Annotated in this window: 16 protein-coding genes; 6 read left to right on the top strand and 10 right to left on the bottom strand. The window is 57.6% G+C overall.

Annotated features, from left to right (window positions below; translation table 11 throughout):
• Positions 1 to 84: 84 nt before the first annotated feature.
• Complete coding sequence (locus GSF27_RS03305) at positions 85 to 612, bottom strand: TIGR02281 family clan AA aspartic protease (RefSeq protein ID WP_160965671.1); 528 nt, start codon at positions 610 to 612, stop codon at positions 85 to 87.
• Between the two features lie 318 nt (positions 613 to 930).
• Here GSF27_RS03305 and GSF27_RS03300 point away from each other — a divergent pair, with 318 nt between their 5' ends.
• Entirely contained in the window at positions 931 to 1218 is a 288-nt protein-coding gene (locus GSF27_RS03300) for a hypothetical protein (RefSeq protein WP_160965669.1), read from the top strand.
• 259 nt (positions 1219 to 1477) lie between these two features.
• A complete protein-coding gene (locus GSF27_RS03295) occupies positions 1478 to 2344 on the top strand; it encodes a hypothetical protein (RefSeq protein ID WP_160965667.1) in 867 nt (288 codons plus the stop codon).
• Positions 2345 to 2377: 33 nt separating this feature from the next.
• On the opposite strand, the gene GSF27_RS03290 is transcribed toward GSF27_RS03295, so the two are convergent.
• From GSF27_RS03290 to GSF27_RS03260, 7 genes are all read right to left on the bottom strand, one after another.
• Complete coding sequence (locus GSF27_RS03290; protein ID WP_160965665.1) at positions 2378 to 2899, bottom strand: nuclear transport factor 2 family protein; 522 nt, start codon at positions 2897 to 2899, stop codon at positions 2378 to 2380.
• Positions 2896 to 3642: an alpha/beta fold hydrolase gene (locus GSF27_RS03285; protein WP_160965663.1), complete on the bottom strand. Its 747-nt coding sequence runs from the start codon at positions 3640 to 3642 to the stop codon at positions 2896 to 2898. Before GSF27_RS03285 ends, GSF27_RS03290 begins: the two co-directional genes overlap by 4 nt.
• A 15-nt stretch (positions 3643 to 3657) precedes the next feature.
• Positions 3658 to 4419 carry an SDR family NAD(P)-dependent oxidoreductase gene (locus GSF27_RS03280; RefSeq protein ID WP_160965661.1) on the bottom strand — a complete coding sequence of 254 codons (762 nt, stop codon included), beginning with the start codon at positions 4417 to 4419 and terminating at the stop codon, positions 3658 to 3660.
• An 85-nt stretch (positions 4420 to 4504) separates the two neighbouring features.
• Complete coding sequence (locus tag GSF27_RS03275) at positions 4505 to 6256, bottom strand: FAD-binding protein (RefSeq protein ID WP_160965659.1); 1752 nt, start codon at positions 6254 to 6256, stop codon at positions 4505 to 4507.
• Between the two features lie 81 nt (positions 6257 to 6337).
• Positions 6338 to 7816 (bottom strand): class I adenylate-forming enzyme family protein, encoded by a 1479-nt coding sequence (locus GSF27_RS03270; RefSeq protein ID WP_160965657.1) that lies wholly within the window; start codon positions 7814 to 7816, stop codon positions 6338 to 6340.
• 94 nt (positions 7817 to 7910) lie between these two features.
• The gene (locus GSF27_RS03265; RefSeq protein WP_160965655.1) at positions 7911 to 9560 is read right to left on the bottom strand and encodes an SRPBCC family protein; all 1650 of its coding nucleotides are present in this window, start codon (positions 9558 to 9560) and stop codon (positions 7911 to 7913) included.
• A gap of 35 nt (positions 9561 to 9595) precedes the next feature.
• Positions 9596 to 10339 carry an SDR family NAD(P)-dependent oxidoreductase gene (locus tag GSF27_RS03260; protein WP_160965653.1) on the bottom strand — a complete coding sequence of 248 codons (744 nt, stop codon included), beginning with the start codon at positions 10337 to 10339 and terminating at the stop codon, positions 9596 to 9598.
• A gap of 222 nt (positions 10340 to 10561) precedes the next feature.
• On the opposite strand from GSF27_RS03260, the gene GSF27_RS03255 reads away from it, so the two are divergent.
• Entirely contained in the window at positions 10562 to 11542 is a 981-nt protein-coding gene (locus GSF27_RS03255) for a nuclear transport factor 2 family protein (RefSeq protein WP_160965651.1), read from the top strand.
• Between the two features lie 79 nt (positions 11543 to 11621).
• Complete coding sequence (locus GSF27_RS03250) at positions 11622 to 11996, top strand: VOC family protein (RefSeq protein WP_160965649.1); 375 nt, start codon at positions 11622 to 11624, stop codon at positions 11994 to 11996.
• A gap of 251 nt (positions 11997 to 12247) precedes the next feature.
• Here the strand turns inward: GSF27_RS03250 and GSF27_RS03245 are convergent, their stop codons facing one another.
• Both GSF27_RS03245 and GSF27_RS03240 read right to left on the bottom strand, forming a co-directional pair.
• Positions 12248 to 13000, bottom strand: coding sequence for a hypothetical protein (locus GSF27_RS03245; RefSeq protein WP_160965647.1), 753 nt, complete (start codon positions 12998 to 13000; stop codon positions 12248 to 12250).
• Between the two features lie 98 nt (positions 13001 to 13098).
• Entirely contained in the window at positions 13099 to 14724 is a 1626-nt protein-coding gene (locus tag GSF27_RS03240) for an alkaline phosphatase (protein ID WP_160965645.1), read from the bottom strand.
• 955 nt (positions 14725 to 15679) lie between these two features.
• Between GSF27_RS03240 and GSF27_RS03235 the strand changes: the two genes are divergently transcribed.
• Positions 15680 to 16927 carry a hypothetical protein gene (locus GSF27_RS03235; RefSeq protein ID WP_160965643.1) on the top strand — a complete coding sequence of 416 codons (1248 nt, stop codon included), beginning with the start codon at positions 15680 to 15682 and terminating at the stop codon, positions 16925 to 16927.
• Between the two features lie 206 nt (positions 16928 to 17133).
• Positions 17134 to 19788, top strand: coding sequence for a TonB-dependent receptor domain-containing protein (locus GSF27_RS03230; protein ID WP_160965641.1), 2655 nt, complete (start codon positions 17134 to 17136; stop codon positions 19786 to 19788).
• Positions 19789 to 19882 lie beyond the last annotated feature (94 nt).

Raw genomic sequence — 19882 nt, 5'->3', positions numbered from 1 at the left:
TAGTAATGCAAGCCGGAGCGTGGTGAAAAAGCTGAACCGATGAGGTTTCGCTTATGCGAATAGAGAGGCTGCGCCCGTTATCAGCTAGCGGACCGCTACGGTGTCTACCGTGGCTTCACAACCACTGAGGCGCAAGCGCGGGGTGGGGCTGAAAGAGACGCTGAAACCGTCCACCTTTTTCAGGGCGCTCATGCCAATAATTGGCCGCGTATTACCGGGCAGAACGGCGGCTTCTACATCCCGCAGTCGACAGCTGCCCAGTTCCAGGCTGGTAATACGATAGATCGCTACGGAGCGGGTGCTGCCGTTGGCGAGCCGGGCCCGTTCCGAGCGTTGATAGGCGGCTTCTGAGTCCCGGGTCAGGGCCTTCAGTTGTTTCTCGTTGATTGCCAGATACCCGGAGCCGGTATCAAGCAAAAAATCCCCTTCGACAGAGTCCCCCAGGCGGGCCGGCAAATAGTAAACGTCAGTCGCCTTGGATATCAGCTCGATGTCTGTATGTGTAACAGAAGAGGGCTCCGCCGCCGCGAGCTGGGCTGCACCAAATACTGGCAGGAGCAGTAACCGAAGCACTGTGGCGGTACGGCCATTGAAAATCCCGGTGAACAACATGCTGATAAGCCTCTGTTTCCAAAGAGTCTGCGGACGGGCTGCGGGAGCCCGGTGTCGCTCTGCAGAGTAAGGCAATTCTCAAGCCAACCCTTTTACTGCGCTCTCTTCTATGGCGCTCTCTCAGGCGCTCTGTGCAGCGGTCTCTCCAAGCGATCCGGGCTCTGTTTCAGTCGAACGCAGTTTGATAGGTCTCACCTATGGTAGGCATCGGGACAACCGCTTGGTCAGCATCACTGCCCAACCCGTAATCTACACCCATCAAAGCCGAACACGCTTTGCCAAAAAACTCAGAGAGATTACGTAAACAGGAGAACTGTTATGAAAAAGATGATGATTACCGCCGTAATGACCGCCGCTGCCACTGTTGCTTCTTTCGCCCAGGCAGAGCCCATGACCATGCACGCCTTGTCTGTGAACAACACCAACAGTGCTGCACCTTCCGCCGTTACCGGTGATGTGAAGTACAACGCTTACCTCGGTAAGTACCGTACCTACCAGAGTCGGGTAAACGCGCCTCAGGTGGTTGACACTGAAATCGCCGCATTCGAGGCCGTCGCTGAAACCTCTGGCCGTAAATTCGGTATCCGCAGCGACCGCAATATCTGATCGCCAAACCCCAAGTTCAGGTGGGTCCGCCCACCTGAAGGCCCTTGCCCCGGTTCGTCCGGGGCTTTTTTATTGCGCTTCCAGGACATGTGGGGGAGTGCATCACCGGTCTTTAACCGCCCGGGCTTTCAGCGCGGGATCATTCGCACAGATTTAACGGGCTGATTGGCGTATTATTCATCCTCAGAAGATTCTCTCCGAGAGATTCCGTTTGACAGCTGCCACTGCGGCGGCGCCCATAGCCAAAGATGTAAAGCCAATGATTTGTACCCGTGCCCGTATTGTCCTGATTACCGCCGTTGCCCTGATGCTGAGCGCCTGCTTCACACCGGATACACCGGAGGGTGTGGCCGAAGCCTTCTGGGAGAGTGTGATTGAGGACAACGCCAGTAACGCGGTGCGTTACTCCACCCTGGAGGAGCAGCGCAACTTTGACGGCTTTGGCGAGCGCTGGCAGGGCTTCACCACCAGCTGGGGCCGGCTGGTGGTTGATGGCAACGAAGCCAGTATCGAAACTACCTTCGATGCTGCCGACCAATCCCCCTCCAAACGCCGTGTGTTCGTAACCTATCTGGTTCGTAACGACGATCAGTGGCTGGTGGATTACGACCACACAGCCGCCGGCATTCGTGGTGGCGTGTTTGGCGAGCTCTTTCTGCGCCTGAACCGCTTCAGCCAGGAGTTCTCACGCCAGTTTGACCAGTCTGCCGCGCAAACCAGCTCCGAACTGGAGTTGATGCTGGAGCAGCTGGAAGCAAAGCAGGAGGTGTTGAGCAGGCGAGCCGAGGATGCACTCGAGTCTTACAGTGAAGCGCTGGAGAGCGCGCTGAAGGAGCTGCAGCGCTCCATCGAACGCGCCAGCCGCGAGAAGGGCAACTCCCTGTCCGATGAAGAGAAGGCGATGCTGCAATCTACGGCGACGAACCTGGAAGACAGCCGTCGTCACCTGGAGTCTGACTCATTGCTTTCCATTGCCCACAGCAGCCACACCCTTACTGCGGTGGAGCAATACCTCGCTCAGGTGGATAACGGGTCCCTGGCCGAATTCCAGCGTCAGTGGCGCGAGATCGTTGAGCGCTTTCGTGAGGATATGGAAGGCTTGATGCAAGAGATGGCCGGCCACTGAGGCCGGCTCTGCGGAGTAGGGGCTACGAGGGAATCAGCCCCGCGCGCCACGGGCAAACAGGCGACTGGTCAGCATCCCCAGCGACACCTCATTCTCCGCCTGCAGGCTGGCCTGTACCGGGCCCTGCTTGCGCATGTCATAGGTCACCACTCGCTTGCTGAAACGCCAGCGGCCATCGTCGCACCTGCGGTAGTGATCCAGGTAGCGCACGCACATAAAGTCTTCAATCTGACCGCCCTTGCCGTCGGGAAAGATGTGATAAGCGAGGGCATAGACTTCGCCTTCGCCTTTATCGCCGTCAACGGATACCAGGTGGTTGCAGATGTGGTGACCGCTGTAAGGCAGGTGATTGAACGCCTGCTCCAGAAAGTCTACATAGCCCTTGGCATCACCATCGTAGGTGTCACCGTGGGTGTCGGTGCCATCTTCGGTATAAAGGTCGCGCAGGAGTTCGGCATCCTTGCGATCGACGCCGCGGGAATAGAGCATGGCCAGATCGTGGATCGCGTCTTTGTCCAGCAGGGTTTGCAGGGCCTGGTCGTTAAGGCTGCTCATACAAGTTCTCCGTTCATTGTTGTTATAAGGGCCCGGGCCAGTGCCGCGGGCTGGGTAGTCATTACCTGATGGCCGGCTTCCAGTTCGATAATACGGCTGGCGCCGAAGCGTTGCGCAAATCGGTGCTGCCATGCCAACGGCAAAATGTTATCCAGCGTGCAGGCAGCGTAGGTTGCCGGAGGCTGATCCTGTAGCAGAGGCCAATCGTCTTTGGTGTAGCTGCTGACGGGCCACTGGTCCCGACCCAGTTGCTGACGATAACGCTGGTACTGTTCTTCGCTCATATCGTTGCAGAACAGGTAGCGGTTGCGGGCAATGGGCTTGTCGGTGCGCAGCCCGGCAGCCCAGCCCACCTGGTCAGCGTGTTCGCCGTGGGTTCCGCTGCCCATCATCTGGCCAACGGTCTGGCCGGGAAGCGGCAGCGAACAGCTGACATAGACCAAGTGGCGAAACAGGCCGGGCTGACGTTGGTACAGGTAAGGCAACACGGTTCCGGCCTGGGAGTGTCCGACCAGCACACAGTCGCGCAGCCCGCTGGCTGTAATCTCTGCCAGTAACTCGTCGAGCAGGTCCTCAAAACCCATTGCGCTGGTGTCCTGACCGCGCTTGCTACCACAGCCGGGAATATCCAGTGCCAGGGTATTAACCGCTGTGTGCGGCAGTGCCCGCCCAAGGGCATCCACCAAATCCTGCCACACCCAGCCTCCCTGGCCGCCACCATGTACAAAGACAAAGTTTGCCATCAGCCAAGTCAGCCCCTAACCAGCGGTTATGCCGTTATCAATATTGATAATGGAGCCGTGATAACCCTGTGCCGCATCGCTGGCAAGGAACGCCACCATACGCGCAACATCGTCTATCTCATTAACGCCGCGTAACGGCGCGATACGGCCCAGCAGGCTCGGGTCAGGATTGGGCAGGTTGCGCAGTGCACCGGTTAACGGTGTCAGCATGCCACCCGGTGCCACTGCGTTAAAACGGATGGGCTGGTGCATATACTCCATGGCCAGCGATTTGGTCATGTGATTGAGTGCCGCTTTGGTCGCCGAGTAAGCGGCCAGGTAGGCCTGCCCCATATGGGCGGCACAGGAGCTGACATTTACCACGGCGCCATTGTGTTGCAGCAGATGGGGTATGGCCGCACGCATCAGTTTAAAGGGTGCACTCAGGTTCACTGCCAGGGTGGTGTCCCACTGCTCATCGCTCATGTCGGTGGTGTGGGAGGGCATAAACACCGCTGCCACATTGCAGAGCGCATCCAGGCGGCCAAAGGTTTCCACCGCATTTGCCACTATGGTCGCACACTGGCTGGAGTCTGCCAGATTGACTGCCTGTACCAGGGCCTGCGGACCCAGTGCCCGTACTTCTCCGGCCACGGTTTCCAGCCCCTCGGCGTTGACGTCCACGAGGCAGATATTGGCTCCGGCTGCAGCCAGCAGCAGGGCAGTTGCGCGGCCAAGGCCGGAGGCGGCACCGGTGACGATGGCACACTTGTTGGTCATGTCACTAGGGGTAAGCATGGTCTGAATCTCTCTCAATGTTAATCCGTTTGCCAGCGCACGGTCGCCGGGTCAGGTTTCTTGTTCGTTCAGGCGTTTTGTTGGCTCAGGCTTCTTGTTGGCTTCGGGAGGCTTGCTCCGCCACTTGCGGGGCCAGCGCACGAGCACCACCGTTGCCTTTCAGTGTTTCAGCCGCCCGCCAGCCGGACCAGATGCAGTCTGCCAGCGACAGGCCACTCACATAATAGTTGGAACAGATGCCCACGGCTGTGCGCCCGGCGGCAAACAGGCCTTTAACCGGTTGGCCATTGATGTCCAGCACCTGGCCGCTATCTTCGTCACACACCAGACCACCCATGGTCAGGGCGGGAATGGGGGAGAGCTTCAGTGCCGCGCCGATGTCGGTGGCGTAGAAGGGGCCGTTCTCGATCTTGTGGCGCAACTTCTCGCTCTTGCAGAAGGGGTCCGGGGTGCCGGCGTCGATGTCGCGGTTGTAGTTCCGGAGTGTATTCACCATGGCTTCGACGGGAACGCCAATTTTGCCAGCCAGCTCCTCCAATGTGGGCGCACTGACGGTATAGTCATTGAGAATGGCCTTGAACTGGACCTTCTGGAACAGCATTTTCTTCATGGAAGCGATCTCGTCACGCACCACCGCCTGCAGGGGTTCGTCGAGAATCAGCCAGCCCTTGCCGCCGGCCTTGCGGAATACCGCCTCGCCGGTACGGGCGCCGTAGAACTCTTCACTGATCAGGCGCTCGCCATCCGGACCCACGGAGCAGGATCTGGTCCAGGAGGCTGGCGGGTAGAGAAATTTCCAGGCTGATACCTGGTGCAGGTGATCGGCCTTGCCCCTGGCTGTCATACCCAGCTTGATGCCGGAGCCGTCGTCGGCAATGGTACCTAGGGGAACGGATTGCAAAAACTCCGGCGCAGTTTTGCTCATCATGGTGCGGTTGTAGGTGAAACCGCCGGCGGAGAGCACCAAGCCTTTACGCACGCGGATACGCAGGGTCCGGGCTTTGGTGTTCTCAATGTTCACAGCCGCCGCGTGGAGTTTGCCGGCGATCTGCAATACCCCGGCGATCAGGTTGGCGCCGAAGTTGTAGTAGAAACTGTGCAGTTTTGCTGCCAGCCCCGAAGGGATGCGCTTTACCTCCAGCCCGATAATCTCACCCTGGTTATCCACGATCATGCGTGTGGCCCGGGTCTGGCGAAAGAATTGAACATTGGGCTGCCGGTCGATGGAGTCCAGCAGTGGCGGCAGCAGGTAGTGGCCACTTAATTTGGTAGGCTCGCCGCCTTTGGGTGGTTTTGCCCGGTGCCCGCGCTGCGCGGGCGGCGCCAGGTCACGTCCTGCAGGCGTGGTCTCATTACCGGAAAAGTAGAGCGACGCGTCGTTGGGGTAGGACGTCTTGTCATCGGTAACCGGCCCGCCGAAACGCGCACCGTGACTCTCCAGCCAGGGTTGGAAACTGGTGCTGGCGTGGGCAAACCGCAGCAGGGTGTCGGGGCGTACCAGGTCACCGGTTTCAAAGGCGAGGTAGTTGGCCATCTGCTCCGGCGTGTCTTCAATGCCGCATTCCCGTTGAGCCTTGGTGCCGCCGCCCATATAGACAACGCCACCGCTGATGCGACTGGCGCCACCGCCCATGGCGCGATCAATGGCGATCACCTGCAGCGACGGATCTTCGGCGCTGCGCAGGGTTGCTGCGGCACCGGCCATGCCCACCCCGACCACCAGTACATCGCAGTTTTCGTCCCACCGGAAAGTGTCCGGGTCGTCTACCACCAGTGCCGCTTCCACCCGGTTGGCGGTGGGGGTCAGGTCATCAAGAAAACAGTTGTCGGCGCTCATCTCTCACTCTCCGGGCAATATGTTGCCGGCGGCACCGTACCGGAACGGCCCGCTTGTTGTTATGGGTTTGCAAACTGGCTGCTACTGGCTGAACAGCTCTTTGACCGCGGGCCGGTGCACCTTGAAAGACGGTGTTTTGGGCAGCGACTCCACAAAGCGCCAGTGTACTGGCACGTGGGTAGCCAGCAGCCGGTCGCGGATGTGCTTCTCCAGTTCTTCGATGGAAGGTTTCGGGTGCCCGGGGGTCACCTGTATGGCCGCCGCCGGAACTTCGGTGAGGCGATGGTCTGCCACGCCCACAACGCTGGCGGCGCTGATGTCCGGATGTTCCAGCAGTGCTTTCTCGATGGTTTCCGGCAGTACCTTGAAGCCGCCACGCATAATGGCACCGTCAGCGCGGCCACAGATGTAGAGGAAGCCGTCTGCATCGATCAGGCCGATATCCGATGTGCGAATCCAGTGTTCACCCATGCGCGGCGAGACCACTTCCAGCAGGCCCTCTTCACCGGCCGGCAACTCCTGGCCGGAGTCCGCGTCAATGACACGTATTTTGAATCCACCGGGCAGTACGCGCCCGACACTGCTGAATTTGCTTTTGCCAAACTCTTCGTAGAGGGCACCGGTCATGGCGGTCACCGGGCCACCAAATTCGGTGGCGCCGTAGGAGAGCAGGATGGGGATATCGTAGCGTTCCTCAAATGCGCGCTGCACGGTGGGATCCAGTGGGGCAGCACCGACGCCCATGGTTTTGATGGAGGCGAGATCCTCCGCCGGGATATTGGCATCCAGCAACATTTGTAGGCCCGCCGGCGCCATACCACTGGCTGCAGGGCGGAAGCGCACGACATACTCATGCCACTTTTGCAGGTCAAAGCGATCCAGCAAAATAATGGGCATGCCTTTTACCAGCGCCGGCACGGTGGTGTAGATACCGGTGATGTTGCCGATGGGGAATGCCAGCAGGGTGGGAGTATCCTGGCTGAAATCAAACGGTTCACCGGACAACAGTTTCTCGCCGATAAAGTAGTTCGCGATCATGTCGTAGGTGATGGGGAACTGCTTTGGTGTGCCGGTGGTGCCACTGGTAAGAATCTGGATGTAGGGCTGGTCCAGTTTGCTGTCGCAGCTGATGGTACTGCGCTCGCAGCCCTGAACCGATTTGGCCTGTATTTCATCGAGGGATATACCCGCAGCGCCAAGCTGCTGCAGTGTCTCAATGACTTCCGGCGCAAAATCGCGCCCGGCGGCGATCACCACAGCAGGCTTTTGTTCTCCAATCTGGCGCGCAAGGCTGGCGGCGGACTGGAACGCATACAGCATGTGTATATTGCGGCCCCGGGACATCAATGCCATCAGGGCTGCGAGGGCAGAGGGGCGATTGCGGGGCACAAAGGTTACCGGCGCGTCGTCGGCCACCCCTTGTTCCTGCAGCAGCGCCAGCAATTGCTGCCCCACTTCACTGAGCTGGCCCCAGCTGTACCACTGGCCTTCAAATTCGACGGCTGGACGATCGGCCGGGCGTTGCAGGGTATCGGCACACAGTTGTTGCAAGGTTTTCATAATCGTTATTTGCCACTGGTGGTTGTTTGGTGCTGCGGTTGGCTATCAGTGTACCGCAGCACGACGTTATCAGAAGCCCTCCCGGTTAACGGTGTCAGATATCCGTTTGGGAAGGCTCCAGACCCAGCGCTTTCTCATAGTTGCGATGGAAATTGCGAATGATGGACTCCTGGTATTGGGAGTACCACACATAGGCCGGCTGCTTGGTCTTCAGGCCCGCATGGACCTGCGGCACATTACCGCAATCCTGGTCGAAGATCTTGGCCAGGGTGCCAAGCTCTTCCGCTTCCACCCACAGTTGGTCCGCTTCCAGGAAGCGGGTAGGGGTAGTGGGGGGCTTGGGCTGGTCCTTCGGCCATGGGCCCAGCAGCATGGCCTGCATCAGGCACTCGTCAGGGTTATCACCGTGTGGACGGAAACGGTAGACGATGCGGCCCCAGCCGCCCCAGGGACTGAAGTTGGGGAACAGGTTGCTGAAGGTCTGTTCGTTCAATTCAGCATCGGAGAACTTTTCCACGTCGTCGCCGATATGGCCACGCAGGTATTCGCGGTTGAAGTCGGCGACGCCACGGTAGGTGGCGAGAGCGGTCTGCTCGTCGATCACAATGCCCCGATGGGGGCTGGAACCGCTGACGTTGATGTGGCCCAGGCGGCCCCAATTGCCGAATACGTCGTGGCGGTTATCGGACAGGTCTCCGCCAGCCAACAGCAGCTGCGGGTGGGTGGCGATGGTGTGGTAGGCCTCAAGGAAGGCTTCCATGGCCAGTTTCCAGTTGCAGCGCACCACCTTCACCACATCGGCGTGCTTGTAGCGATGTTGCAGCTGGATCTTCTCGTAGTGCTGAATCATCTCCGGCCCCATGTGCTCTTCGAGAGAGATGGCATCCGGATCCGGGTTAATAAAAACGAAACCTGCCCAGGTGGCAACTTTGGCTTCGGGCAGCTGGCACACATCCTCACGCACACCAGGGAAGTCCCATTCTGCAGGCAGCTCTTTTAGTGAGCCATCAATCTTCCAGCTCCAGCCGTGGTAGGCACAGCGGAATTCACGGGCGCCCTTGCCGCTGTGCTCGCGCAGCTTGCGGCCGCGGTGCAGGCAGCTGTTGGGGTAGGCCTTGAACTCGTTGTCACCAGTGCGCACGACGATAAATTGCAGGTGAGCGATATCGTAGAGGTAGTAGTCGCCGATCTCGGGAATGTCGTCTTCGCGGCAGGCCATCTGCCAGACCTTCTTCCAGATGTGCTCCACCTCCAGATCGTGATACTCCTTTTTGTAAAAGCGATCCGTGGGGATTTTTACCGGGCCACCGGGCATGGGCGACTTGAGTTTGTATACCTCCGGAATCAGCTCTGGCCTGCGATCGTTTTCCAGCAGGAACTCCTGGGGAATGTAAGCCGAGGAGCGCATTCCCTCATCAGTTTCCTTGCCCGGGTCGCCCACATAGGGCGCAACAATTTTGGGACGCTGGGCGGTACCGCGACCCATATTGCCGGTAAATGCGGATTTGGGGCTGCTCTCGTGGGGAGGCAGTACGGTCCAGAAAATATCTTTTTCCGGTGGCAGGTTGGGCGCGCCCACCAGGTAGAGCATATGGGGATCGGCGTAACTCATATCGCCTTCTATCCACTTGCCGTCCCAGGTGAAGAGGCCGGACTTGCCACGCTTCTCATCGGTAACCCGTACCAGGTTGCCTTCCTCTTCCTGGTAGATGGCGCCACTGAACGGATGGGGTTCGCATCTCATGATTTTTCCCTCTCTGCAAAAAAACGGTTGTGGGCTCAGCCGGCACACATACCTTTATCGATCACAATACAGGCACCGTGGTAACCCTGGGCCTGGTCCGAGGCCAAAAAGGCCACCATGTCTGCTACTTCATCCATCTCCACCAGACCCCGTAATGGAGAGGCCCGCCCCAGCAGCGTGGGGTCCGGGTCAGTTACGTTCATCATGTTGCGCGCCAGTGGTGTCATCATGCCGCCGGGGGCTACGGCGTTAATGCGCACCTTGTCGTGCATGTATTCCATTGCCAACGACTTGGTCATCTGGATCAGGCCTGCTTTGGTGGCACAGTAGGCGGCGTTATAGGCCTGTGCAGTAATACCCACGGCGGAGGCTACGTTGACGATCGCGCCCGCGCTCTCAATCAGGTGGGGCAGGGCAGCCTGAATAAGATAGAAAGGCGCAGCCAGATTGACCGCCAGGGTCTTTTCAAAGGCGCCGGCTTGCATCTCGGTGGTGCGGCTGGGGAGCATAACCGCCGCCACATTACAGAGACCGTCGAGGCGCCCGAACTCGGCCAGGGTTGCCGCTATGGACTGCTGGCAGTTGTCAGCTACAGAAAGGTCGCAGCAGCGGGTCAGCACGCGCACGCCGTGGCTGCGCAATTGTTCAGCGGCTTGCGCCAGACCTGCCTCGTTTACGTCCACCAGGGAGAGATCAGCGCCTGCGACGGCCAGCCTGGTAGCAGTTGCCAGGCCCAGGCCTGACGCTGCGCCGGTAATTAATACGACCTTATTTTTCATTGGGTTAACTCAGGTTTATACAGTAGATTGTTATTGCTGAATAACAGGTGTTATCAGTGGATCACGAGTGTGATCGTATGATAACGTTAGCGCAGATGTCCACCCCTGTGAGGGCTGGCTCGCGTTAAGTAGCGTGAAGACTGGGTTGGCGCTGGCCCTGAGGGCCGGGCCTGCTTACCATGTTGCGCTGGCAGAAATCGGAACAGATATACGGCTGAAACTATGGATTCCTCAAGTATCGTTAACCTGGTGTATCGTTGCGCCGAGCTTTTGAATTGTGGCGAAACCGAACTGGCGGCCGGGCTGTTTGCTCACGCCCGTGTGCAGCTGGAGGCGGACGGGGAGTTTCTCGGGCCGCAGCAGCTGCAGGCCGCCTGGCAGGAGCAGGCCTCAACCGGTGAGCGGCTGATACACAACCCCATTGTTGAAGTCGATCAGGCAAAGGACACGGCCATCTGCCGGTCCCGTTACACCCTGATACAACCTGGCCTTTCCATGCAGTGGCGGGTAGCCGAGACCGGCATCTACAGTGATGAGTTTGAGCGGGTAGGCGGGGAGTGGCGCTTCAGCCAGCGGCGCTGCCAGGTGTTGGATGTCTCTGACGATGGTAACCGCAAGAACCTGCGCAAAGTCGCCGCAGAAGGTGCAGGAGCGGCATCCGAACGCGCGGTGGAGATGTCCCCGGCCAAGCAGAAGATTATTACCGCCGCCCAGCAGATTTTTTCTACAGTCGGTTATTCCGAGGCGGGCATTCGCAAAATCGCCGATCTGGTGGGGCTCTCGCCCACCATCCTGTTTCGTCATTTTGGCACCAAGGCAGGCCTGTTTGAGGCGGCACTGATTGATGCCATGGGGCCGCCCCGTCCACCGGTATCGCGGGACAAATTTGGTGAACATGTTGCCAACCTGCTTGCGGATCCCAACCAGGTTAACTGCCCCCACGCCATGACCATACTGGCCACCGGCAACGAAGAGGCGAGGGAGATCGCCATCCGGATACTCAAGGAGTACGCGGTCGAGCCTATGCTGGAGTGGCTGGGTTCAGACAACCGGGAGAGCCGCGCCCGGGAGATCATGGCACTCTGTGCCGGATTCGCGCTATACAATGTACAGTTGAACATGGATCAGCAGCGCAAGGTGGATCCGCACATGGTGAACTGGCTGGCAAAAAGTATACAGGCGGTGTTGGACGAAGCCGTTTGATCCGGCTATTCAACTGGCACCGTGTATGCCGATTTTCCGTATCACTGTTTTAAGACCACAACAAAAAAGGAACTGAGAGATGATTTCCCATATCAACCTTGGCACCAACGACCTGGCCCGCGCCGAAGCCTTCTACAACGAATTTGTAAAACTCTGGAACGGGCAGTTGGGATTCAAAAGTGATCGTACTCTGTTCTATGCGCTGGGCGATGGTGCCAAGCTGGCCATTAACAAACCGTTCAACGGGGAGCCAGCCACGGTTGGTAATGGCACCATGGTGGCGCTGGCGGGTAAGAACCCGGAAGAGGTAACCGCGGTCTATAACAAAGCGCTGGAACTGGGCGGTAGCTGTGAGGGCGCTCCCGGTCCACGTATGGACGGTATGCTCTATGCTGCCTACTTCCGCGACCTGGATGGCAACAAGTTTGGGGTTTTCTGTACCCCTGATGCCTGAGGGATATGTGAGTGAAGTGGTAGAGCACCCCCGCACGGTCATTCCAGCGCAAGCGGGAATCCTGTCTTACCTGATCTCTGGATCCCCGCCTGCGCGGGGATGACGGTAGGGGAGAGAAAGGGATGACGGTAGGGGAGGTAAAGGGGTGACGGTAGGGGAGAGAAAGGGATGACGGTAGGGGAGGTAAAGGGGTGACGGTAGGGGAGAGAAAGGGATAACGCCAGGGGAGCGACAGGCGTGACCGTAGTCGGTTAATGGTTGTGCTCCCCACCGAGGTCATGACCATCAGCATCATAAACACCGTGATGGCCATGCTCCACAAACCCCAGGTTGATCATCTTGCGCAGGAATGGGTCCGATTCACTGTCACCAATATCGGTGTAGTCGGTGGTCTGGTAGTGCCCCAGTTGCTGCAAGCTGCTTTCCACCACGGCACTGTCTGCTTCAACCTTCAGTAATTTCCACTCGGTCGTTTCGGCCGGGGTCTCCAGACTGATGCTTTCCGGCAACTGGTAGTGGCTGGACCAACGCAGGGTCAGGTTGCCATCATCAGAGCGACTTACCAGCGTTTTGGCTTCCGCGCAGTTGGTGGCTGAGTCGTTTTCGCCCATAGACTGTCGCTGCTGCTCTGATATCAGGAAGTACTTGGCGCCCCAGTCGTGGCTGCCTTCAATTTCATTGGGCTGATACTCGATGCCTCGTTCATAGGCGTCAAAATAACGCACCAGATGCAGTCTCTGTTTGGGGGTCTGCTCCCAGAGATCGGTAACCTTGAGGTCAGGATTGCGATAGGCGACCTGATGGTGGTTGCGGATCACTTCGATGGTGGATTGGGTTGCGGTCTCACCCTGGCGCTGGCGCGAGATCTGGTAATAGGCGTGCACTACGGTAGTGGTCTCACAGGCTGCGGCCCTGGACTCGGTGTTTGCACCAGCAGCTGCCGGCAGCAGACCACCGAGCAGCAGCGCCGGGACTCGATACTTTTTGATCATGCTATTCAACATACGGATACTTCCAGTCTGAAGAGCTGCGGGGCAGGGCGCCGACGATAGCGCCTGCCCGCAGCAGATCGGGGCGAGCGGGAATGCTCGCCCGGTCACAGTTACTTGCGTTTCTTCATGGCGTCGCTGGCTGCGTTTTCCAGACCGGCACTGACGTTCATCACGTGGAAGACCACGCTCTGCTCGTTGGTACCGCTGACCATTTGCGCCCCGGGACCGGCACCGTAGACCGCCACGTCCTCACCCGCGTGAGTTTCCGAGCCCAGGGGTACCAGGGTTTCCTGGTGGTAACCGGAGGACTCTGTATTCACGTAGGTGAGGTCAACGCGACCGCCAACCGCCGGCTGGTTGTAGGCAACGTCTGCATCGGTTACATCACCCAGGTCGCGGAACCCCGGACCATTGGTGTAACCAAGGGTGGTGTAGGGCAGGCCATCACTGGCCAGCTCGGGCTCATCGGAACCGACAGATACCACCTTGCCGAGAATGGGGTTACCACGTTTGGGATAACCGGCAATGGTAAATACGTGGCTGTGGTCGGCGGTCACAATGATCAGTGTCTCTCGCATGTCAGAGGCATCGATAGCGGCTTTCACAGCGTCAGAGAGTGCCACCGTGTCGGTCAGGGCGTTAAAGGCGCTACCGGCGTGGTGACCATGGTCGATACGACCGGATTCCACCATCAGGAAATAACCCTTGTGGTTGTTATCCAGAATATTGATGGCCTTAGTAGTCATTTCGGCGATAGAGGGCTCACCGGCGATATCGTTGCCGCGATCAGCCTCGTACTGCATGTGAGACTCATTGAACAGGCCAAACAGCTTTTCGGTGCGGTTGGTGTTCACCGCGTCAAAGCCACTACGGTCATAGACGTACGCCCCTTTGGGGTACATGGCTTTCCACTCGGCAGTCAGGTCACGACCGTCGGTGCGATCACCTTCCACGGAACTGACGGCATCGGGACTGTTGTAGGCCGCATCCTTGGGCAGGAAGTGACGACGGCCACCACCCATGGCCACTTCAAGACCATCGATTTTCTTCGCTTGCGGGAAGCGAGCTTTCAGGTTGCTTTCGAAATTCACCAGCTGGGAGGCAATATCCTCACAACCAGCCTGCTGTGCCGCCGGAGGCATATCGGAATTGTCTTCCCAATCCCGATCAGCAGACTTGGCGTAGGTTGCGGCAGGGGTGGCGTGAGTGATACGGGCGGTGGAGACAATACCGGTGGACATGCCGGCGATTTCGGCCAGTTCCAGTGCGGTTACCAGCTCGTTACCGGCAACGGTGCTACAGTCGCCGCGCACGATATCTTCGTCAACGCCGATGACGCCAACGTCGGTTTTTACACCGGACATCATGGCGGTCATGGTGCCGGCGGAGTCCGGGGTCTGGGCATCGACGTTATAAGTCTTGGCCATACCGGTGTAGGGGAAGAGATCCATGGCGAGGTTATTCTCTTCGCCCTGCTGGCCTTTAAGCTGGCCTTCCAGAATCCGTGCAGCGGTAATGGTGGATACGCCCATGCCATCACCGACAAACAGAATTACGTTCTTGGCCTGACGGGAACCATGATGTTTTTTCAGTACGTCCTGTACGCCTTCGATGAAGTAGGGGTTTTGCTTTTGGTAATCGGGAATGACAGAGGCGGATTTGCCGGGCTTGTCGGCGACGGCGAAGGTGGCCGATGCCATCATAACGGCGGCGGTAAGCAGGGATATCCCTTTCATGCGGTGTTACTCCTTATTGAAAATGTAAACGTCCTGACTGGTGAAAAAAGTTGAATATGCGTAGTTGACGCACGCCATAGCGCCTGCGTGTAAGACGACCCTATACGTCGAATGCTTCAGGAGTATTGAGCTTTCATGACAGCTGGTTGGCAGCCCGGCGCTCGGTGGGCTGGTGTGCGTATTTCTCTTTGCGGCCTGGTGGAGGAAAACAAAAGTCGGAGTAGGGGGCTGCTGTTTTTTGCCAGAGGCATTATGATCGACAATGTCCATATATGTGGACTTTTAGGCAGGGTGTGAGGTTGGCTTTTGGCCGGTGAACCAAAAACCCAGACCAATTACTTTGCCTTGTCACTTTCGGTCCAGGCGGAAATAGGTGCGCTCAACCAGTCTTGGCACATCGATCAAAGCCTCTTTACAGTCTGGTCATACCAATTTAGTATCTGGTGTCAGGGCGGCCAATGGCGTGCATTTCTCCCAGATGGCCTGTATTCCCCTCAGGGCTTTCACTGGTCCCTTGTGTAGTACTTGCGTTGCCAAGTCCAAATTTCGATGCAAAAGAGACTTTGTTAAGTCGAGTCTGACGTGCGAATCTTGATCTGGGCAGCTAGCGCTTGGGGCTTGGTTTATAAAGCGCGTCGCCGCCCTTGATAGAAGAAAGAATTAGCCATAATAATCACGATAATCGGGCTTTTCCTATGTTGGTTGTGTCTGTTCACTCCCGGGCGGTGTTTACAGCCCATTCAAGCGCATTCTGTCCTCCACTCCGGCGTCTGCTAGCAGCAGCCTGCCTATCACGCCCTTTTTTTTATTTGTTGATTGACAGCGCAGTCAGTGGGTTGCTCTGTTTTGTGGCGCGGGCTTGCGGCTTTTCAGGCAGACCGCGTGTGGTGGGACGGTGAGCATCAGTCATAGCGGGAAATCCTCCAGGCTGAAGCGGCTAGCCATCCTGATTGCGGTGGGGTATCTGATCTCTTCATCATGTTTCGCCAAAGGCGGTGCCGCAGAGACTGAAGTTATTCCGGGCTGGGATGCTTTGGTGCAGCAGTTGGCAGCGCTGCCAGCTGCGACGTTGGCAAAGTTGCCAGAGGACCAGCGTAACGATCCCCAGGCACAGCAGGAAGTAGCCCGACTGCTGCTGCAGTCACTTACCATGTCCGCGCTCGCCACTCTCGGAGCTGACGGCGATCACCCGCAGTTCCTGCCCTCTATTGGAGAAATTCTCAACGTTGGTCAGCCTAACGCTGACACGATTTACAAAGCCGCGGACATCTCGCCAGGGGGCATCTACCGCCTGCGTGGGCACAAAGGATCCCTGAACATGTCGGTTATTGGTCAGGTGGGACCTTCTCCCGCTGATCCGGGCAGTGACGGGAATCATCCGGGGCAAACCCGTAACTATCTCTATCTCGATAGCCTGCCGGCTGATCAGGAGGGCCGCTTTGATGTACTCCTGAGCCCTGAAAGACCGAAGGGCTACAAGGGTGACTGGTGGAAGCTACATCCGAAAACCTATCGCCTGATGTTACGTCAGGTCAGTTCCGACTGGTCTCAGCAAGTTGATCCGGCGATAGCTATTGAACGGGTCGATATACCTGTGCGTCGACTGAGGCCGTCTGCGAGCGAACTGGAAGCGCGCTTGCGGCGTTTGCCCAAAATGACCGAGTTTATGGCAACCATGTTTGTCGATCAGGCCTCAAAGCTGCGGCAGCAAGGCTATGTCAACAAGCTCAGGGTATTGGATGTGGCTGCCATTGGTGGTCTGGACGGTCAGTTTTACTACGAAGGTGTCTACGACCTCCAGGATGATGAGGCCCTGATCATTGAAGCTAAACAGCCTGCCAGCTGTCGTTATCGCTCTGTGATCTTGGTTAACGAGATCTACCAGACACTGGATTGGTACAACAACCAGAGCAGCCTCAATGAAACTCAGGCAAAAGCCGATAGCGATGACGTGCTGCGGGTAGTGGTGGCGTCACAGGATCCCGGGGTGCCGAACTGGTTGGATACGGCTGGTTTTTCCAGCGGCGTAGTCCAGGGACGCTGGACTGCCTGTGATTCACAACCGATACCGAATGTGAAAAAGGTTGCGCTCGGCGAGTTGCGCAAGTATTTGCCAGCAGATACGGCGCACGTAAGTAACGTGCTGCGCGAACAGATTATCCGTGAACGACGGGCTGCCTATCAGCTGAGGCGGCATTGGTAGTATTGGCAGCTCGCAAGATTACCGATAAGCGACTATTAAAATATTAACGGGCCACGGTGGAACCACCGGGCTCCGCAGAGAGATTTAATTGCCGATGCGGTTGCACGCCGGGGCGGCAGTTAAGTAAGAAGCGTTTGGCTATGGCCACAACGCGCATAACACATAAAAGGAAGCTACATAATTATAACTATGTGAGGAAGGCAATCATGCATATGCACGGTAATCTTGTGGTTCCTCTGCGGAGACGTGCACTGTCGGTCGCGATCAGTGCCACCACTCTGGCTTTGATGTCCACGTCTGTTATTGCTCAGCAGAACGAAAGCTCTGCGCCCCCGAAGACTATTGAAGAGGTGACCGTCACCGGTACGCTGATTCGTGGTATCGAACCGACTGGCTCTGTGCCCATTGGTATCGATTCCGAAGCGATCGCCGCAACCGGTGCCACCACCACCAATGAGCTGTTGGCCACCGTACCGCAGGTCACCAACTTCTTTAACACCCGAGCCGAGCTGGACCCGCGAGGTGCCGCTCAGACTGGTATTAACCGTCCAAACCTGCGCAACCTGCCAGGCTTTAACTCCGCCTCCGGCTCCACCACACTGATCCTGGTTGATGGCCATCGCATCACGCCCATTGGTCTGGACCAGGCTTCTATCGATCCCGATATCATTCCTGGTGCGGTGATTGAGAGAGTGGAAATCATTACCGATGGTGGCTCCTCCCTCTACGGTGCCGATGCCGTAGGTGGTGTAATGAACTTCATCACCAAAAAAGAAATGGAAGGCGCCAAGATCGATGTCAGCTACGGCACTGGTGACGCCTATGAGTCCTACGATCTGGCAGTCAGTGGCGGCACCAGCTGGGACGGCGGTTCGGCTCTGGTCTCGGTAAGCCATGTCGAGCGTGACAGCATCCTTAACCGCGACAGAGACTGGGCCCGTCGTGGCCAGTGGACCGCTTCCGGCATTGAGCCAGACGATACTGAATGTATTGTGCCGGTGGGTGCTATCACTACCTATTTCAACTATGGTGGCACGCCGACTACCTGGACCTCCAATCCCGCTGCGCCGGGCGCGGGTGTTACCCCCGTGGGCGATCCCTGTGCGGCGAAGGATGCCAGCTCTCTGGCTCCCGCACAGGAGCGAGAGAACCTCTGGCTGAGTATCAGCCAGGACCTGAACGATAATGTCTCGTTCAATATGCAGAGCTACTACAGCGAGCGTACCACCACTTATGAGAGTTACCCACTGGGCGATACCATCAGCGGCGTGAGTCCCGCTACCGCACAGATCCCCGGCAACCCCGGTGACTTGTACGATGTCGCTGCGGTAGGCTTCTCCTATGGCGCCAGTCCGGCGTACAAACACCGGGACCAGGAGATCGAGTTCTCTACGTGGGGTTTCTCACCGGAGTTTATTATCGACATGGATAGCGGCTGGCAGTTACGCCAGACCTTTCACTACGGTCGCTCTGAAACCTCCATCGTTGCCCCCGGCAGCAACCGTGAGAAGCTGGATCAGTACTACAACGCTAATCAGCTTGATCCTCTGAATATTGCTGCTGCCGACCCCGCTGTGATCAAAGACATCACCAACTGGGAGTACGGCGCCAAGACCATCCAGGAGATGTTTATGGCACGCGCCATCGCCGACGGTGCGGTCATGGAGCTGCCTGCTGGTGAAATGCGCATGGCAATCGGCGCAGAGTATACTCAGGATACGGCACGCAAGAAGCAGGGAGAAACGGTTATTGGTGGCCTCGGTAACATAGACGCGAGTCACAACAGTCGTGACATCAAGGCCTTCTTCGCCGAAGTGCAGGTGCCGGTACTTGAATCCCTGGATGTCTCCTTCTCCGTGCGTAACGATGACTACAGTGATTTTGGCAACACAACTAACCCCAATGTCGGTTTCACCTTCCGGCCGATAGATCGTCTGTCCTTCTTTGGGCACTGGGGTGAGTCCTTCAACGCACCGACTGCGGTTGATGGCCTGTCACAGGCGACCATCCGTAACCTAACTTTCGGTACCGCGTCTACCGTGCCTGATCCGCTGGGAGTTCGTGATCCGGGCCGAACTAACGTGCTGCAGATCACCGGTGCCAGTGCCGGTACTCTATTGCCACAAACCGCGGAGACCTGGGCGTTCGGATTCGAAGCAGAACCTATCGACGGCCTGAAATTTGGTGTCACTTATTACGACATTAAGTTTGAGCAAATCCTCGGTGCTCCTAACCCTCAGCTGGAGTCTGCTGTGCTTGCGGAGCCGGACAAGTTCATTTTCAACCCCACTCAGGCGGAAGTTGATAGCTTCCTGGCAATCGTGGATAACGCCGATCAGTACCAGAATATCGACGTCAACCAGCTGGGTATTATTGTTGACCGCCGTACCACCAATACTGACCAGGCTGTACTGCAAGGATTCGACCTCGCTGTTAGCTATGAGCACGACACCCGTATAGGTCTGATGCATTACGGTCTGTCTGGTAACTACCAGAGCAAGTTCGAGATCAACAACGGCGATGGCTGGGTAGATAACCTGGATGAGGGCGTGTCCGATCTGGCGCTGTCCGCGAATGTAGGTTGGTTGTATGGTGCCTGGCAGGCCCGTGCGACCTTCAACTACACCAATGGCTTCGACACTTCGACTGCGGCACAAGGACAGACCAAGGTAGATGACTTCCTGGTGACCAACCTTTTCGTCGCCTACGAGGTGGATGACTCCCTGACCTTGCGCTTCAACATTGATAATGCCTTTGACGAAGATCCACCCGTCTGGAAACAGTCCGGTGATAACCTGCCTTACGCTGGCTTCACCATGGGCCGCATCTTCAAGTTCGGTATCTCCAAGTCCTTCTTCTGATCGATGCTCCATTTCGCCGGCTGCCAGCAGCCGGCGTTTTTTCTCCCCATAAAGTCCTACCCTGTACGCTTTTGTTGTCGCTGTAGAGAGAACA

The sequence above is a fragment of the Pseudomaricurvus sp. HS19 genome (genome assembly GCF_009857815.1).
Lineage (GTDB): Bacteria > Pseudomonadota > Gammaproteobacteria > Pseudomonadales > Cellvibrionaceae > Pseudomaricurvus.
This window is presented reverse-complemented; position numbering and strand designations above follow the sequence as displayed.

Bases quoted from the DNA above. Each gene is read 5' to 3' on its own strand.
- GSF27_RS03260 (WP_160965653.1), bottom strand. From the start codon at position 10,339: ATGAAAAATAAGGTCGTATTAATTACCGGCGCAGCGTCAGGCCTGGGC.
- GSF27_RS03230 (WP_160965641.1), top strand. From the start codon at position 17,134: ATGCATATGCACGGTAATCTTGTGGTTCCTCTGCGGAGACGTGCACTG.
- GSF27_RS03250 (WP_160965649.1), top strand. From the start codon at position 11,622: ATGATTTCCCATATCAACCTTGGCACCAACGACCTGGCCCGCGCCGAA.
- GSF27_RS03255 (WP_160965651.1), top strand. From the start codon at position 10,562: ATGGATTCCTCAAGTATCGTTAACCTGGTGTATCGTTGCGCCGAGCTT.
- GSF27_RS03275 (WP_160965659.1), bottom strand. From the start codon at position 6,256: ATGAGCGCCGACAACTGTTTTCTTGATGACCTGACCCCCACCGCCAAC.
- GSF27_RS03295 (WP_160965667.1), top strand. From the start codon at position 1,478: ATGATTTGTACCCGTGCCCGTATTGTCCTGATTACCGCCGTTGCCCTG.
- GSF27_RS03280 (WP_160965661.1), bottom strand. From the start codon at position 4,419: ATGCTTACCCCTAGTGACATGACCAACAAGTGTGCCATCGTCACCGGT.
- GSF27_RS03290 (WP_160965665.1), bottom strand. From the start codon at position 2,899: ATGAGCAGCCTTAACGACCAGGCCCTGCAAACCCTGCTGGACAAAGAC.
- GSF27_RS03285 (WP_160965663.1), bottom strand. From the start codon at position 3,642: ATGGCAAACTTTGTCTTTGTACATGGTGGCGGCCAGGGAGGCTGGGTG.
- GSF27_RS03270 (WP_160965657.1), bottom strand. From the start codon at position 7,816: ATGAAAACCTTGCAACAACTGTGTGCCGATACCCTGCAACGCCCGGCC.
- GSF27_RS03305 (WP_160965671.1), bottom strand. From the start codon at position 612: ATGTTGTTCACCGGGATTTTCAATGGCCGTACCGCCACAGTGCTTCGG.
- GSF27_RS03265 (WP_160965655.1), bottom strand. From the start codon at position 9,560: ATGAGATGCGAACCCCATCCGTTCAGTGGCGCCATCTACCAGGAAGAG.
- GSF27_RS03240 (WP_160965645.1), bottom strand. From the start codon at position 14,724: ATGAAAGGGATATCCCTGCTTACCGCCGCCGTTATGATGGCATCGGCC.
- GSF27_RS03245 (WP_160965647.1), bottom strand. From the start codon at position 13,000: ATGTTGAATAGCATGATCAAAAAGTATCGAGTCCCGGCGCTGCTGCTC.
- GSF27_RS03300 (WP_160965669.1), top strand. From the start codon at position 931: ATGAAAAAGATGATGATTACCGCCGTAATGACCGCCGCTGCCACTGTT.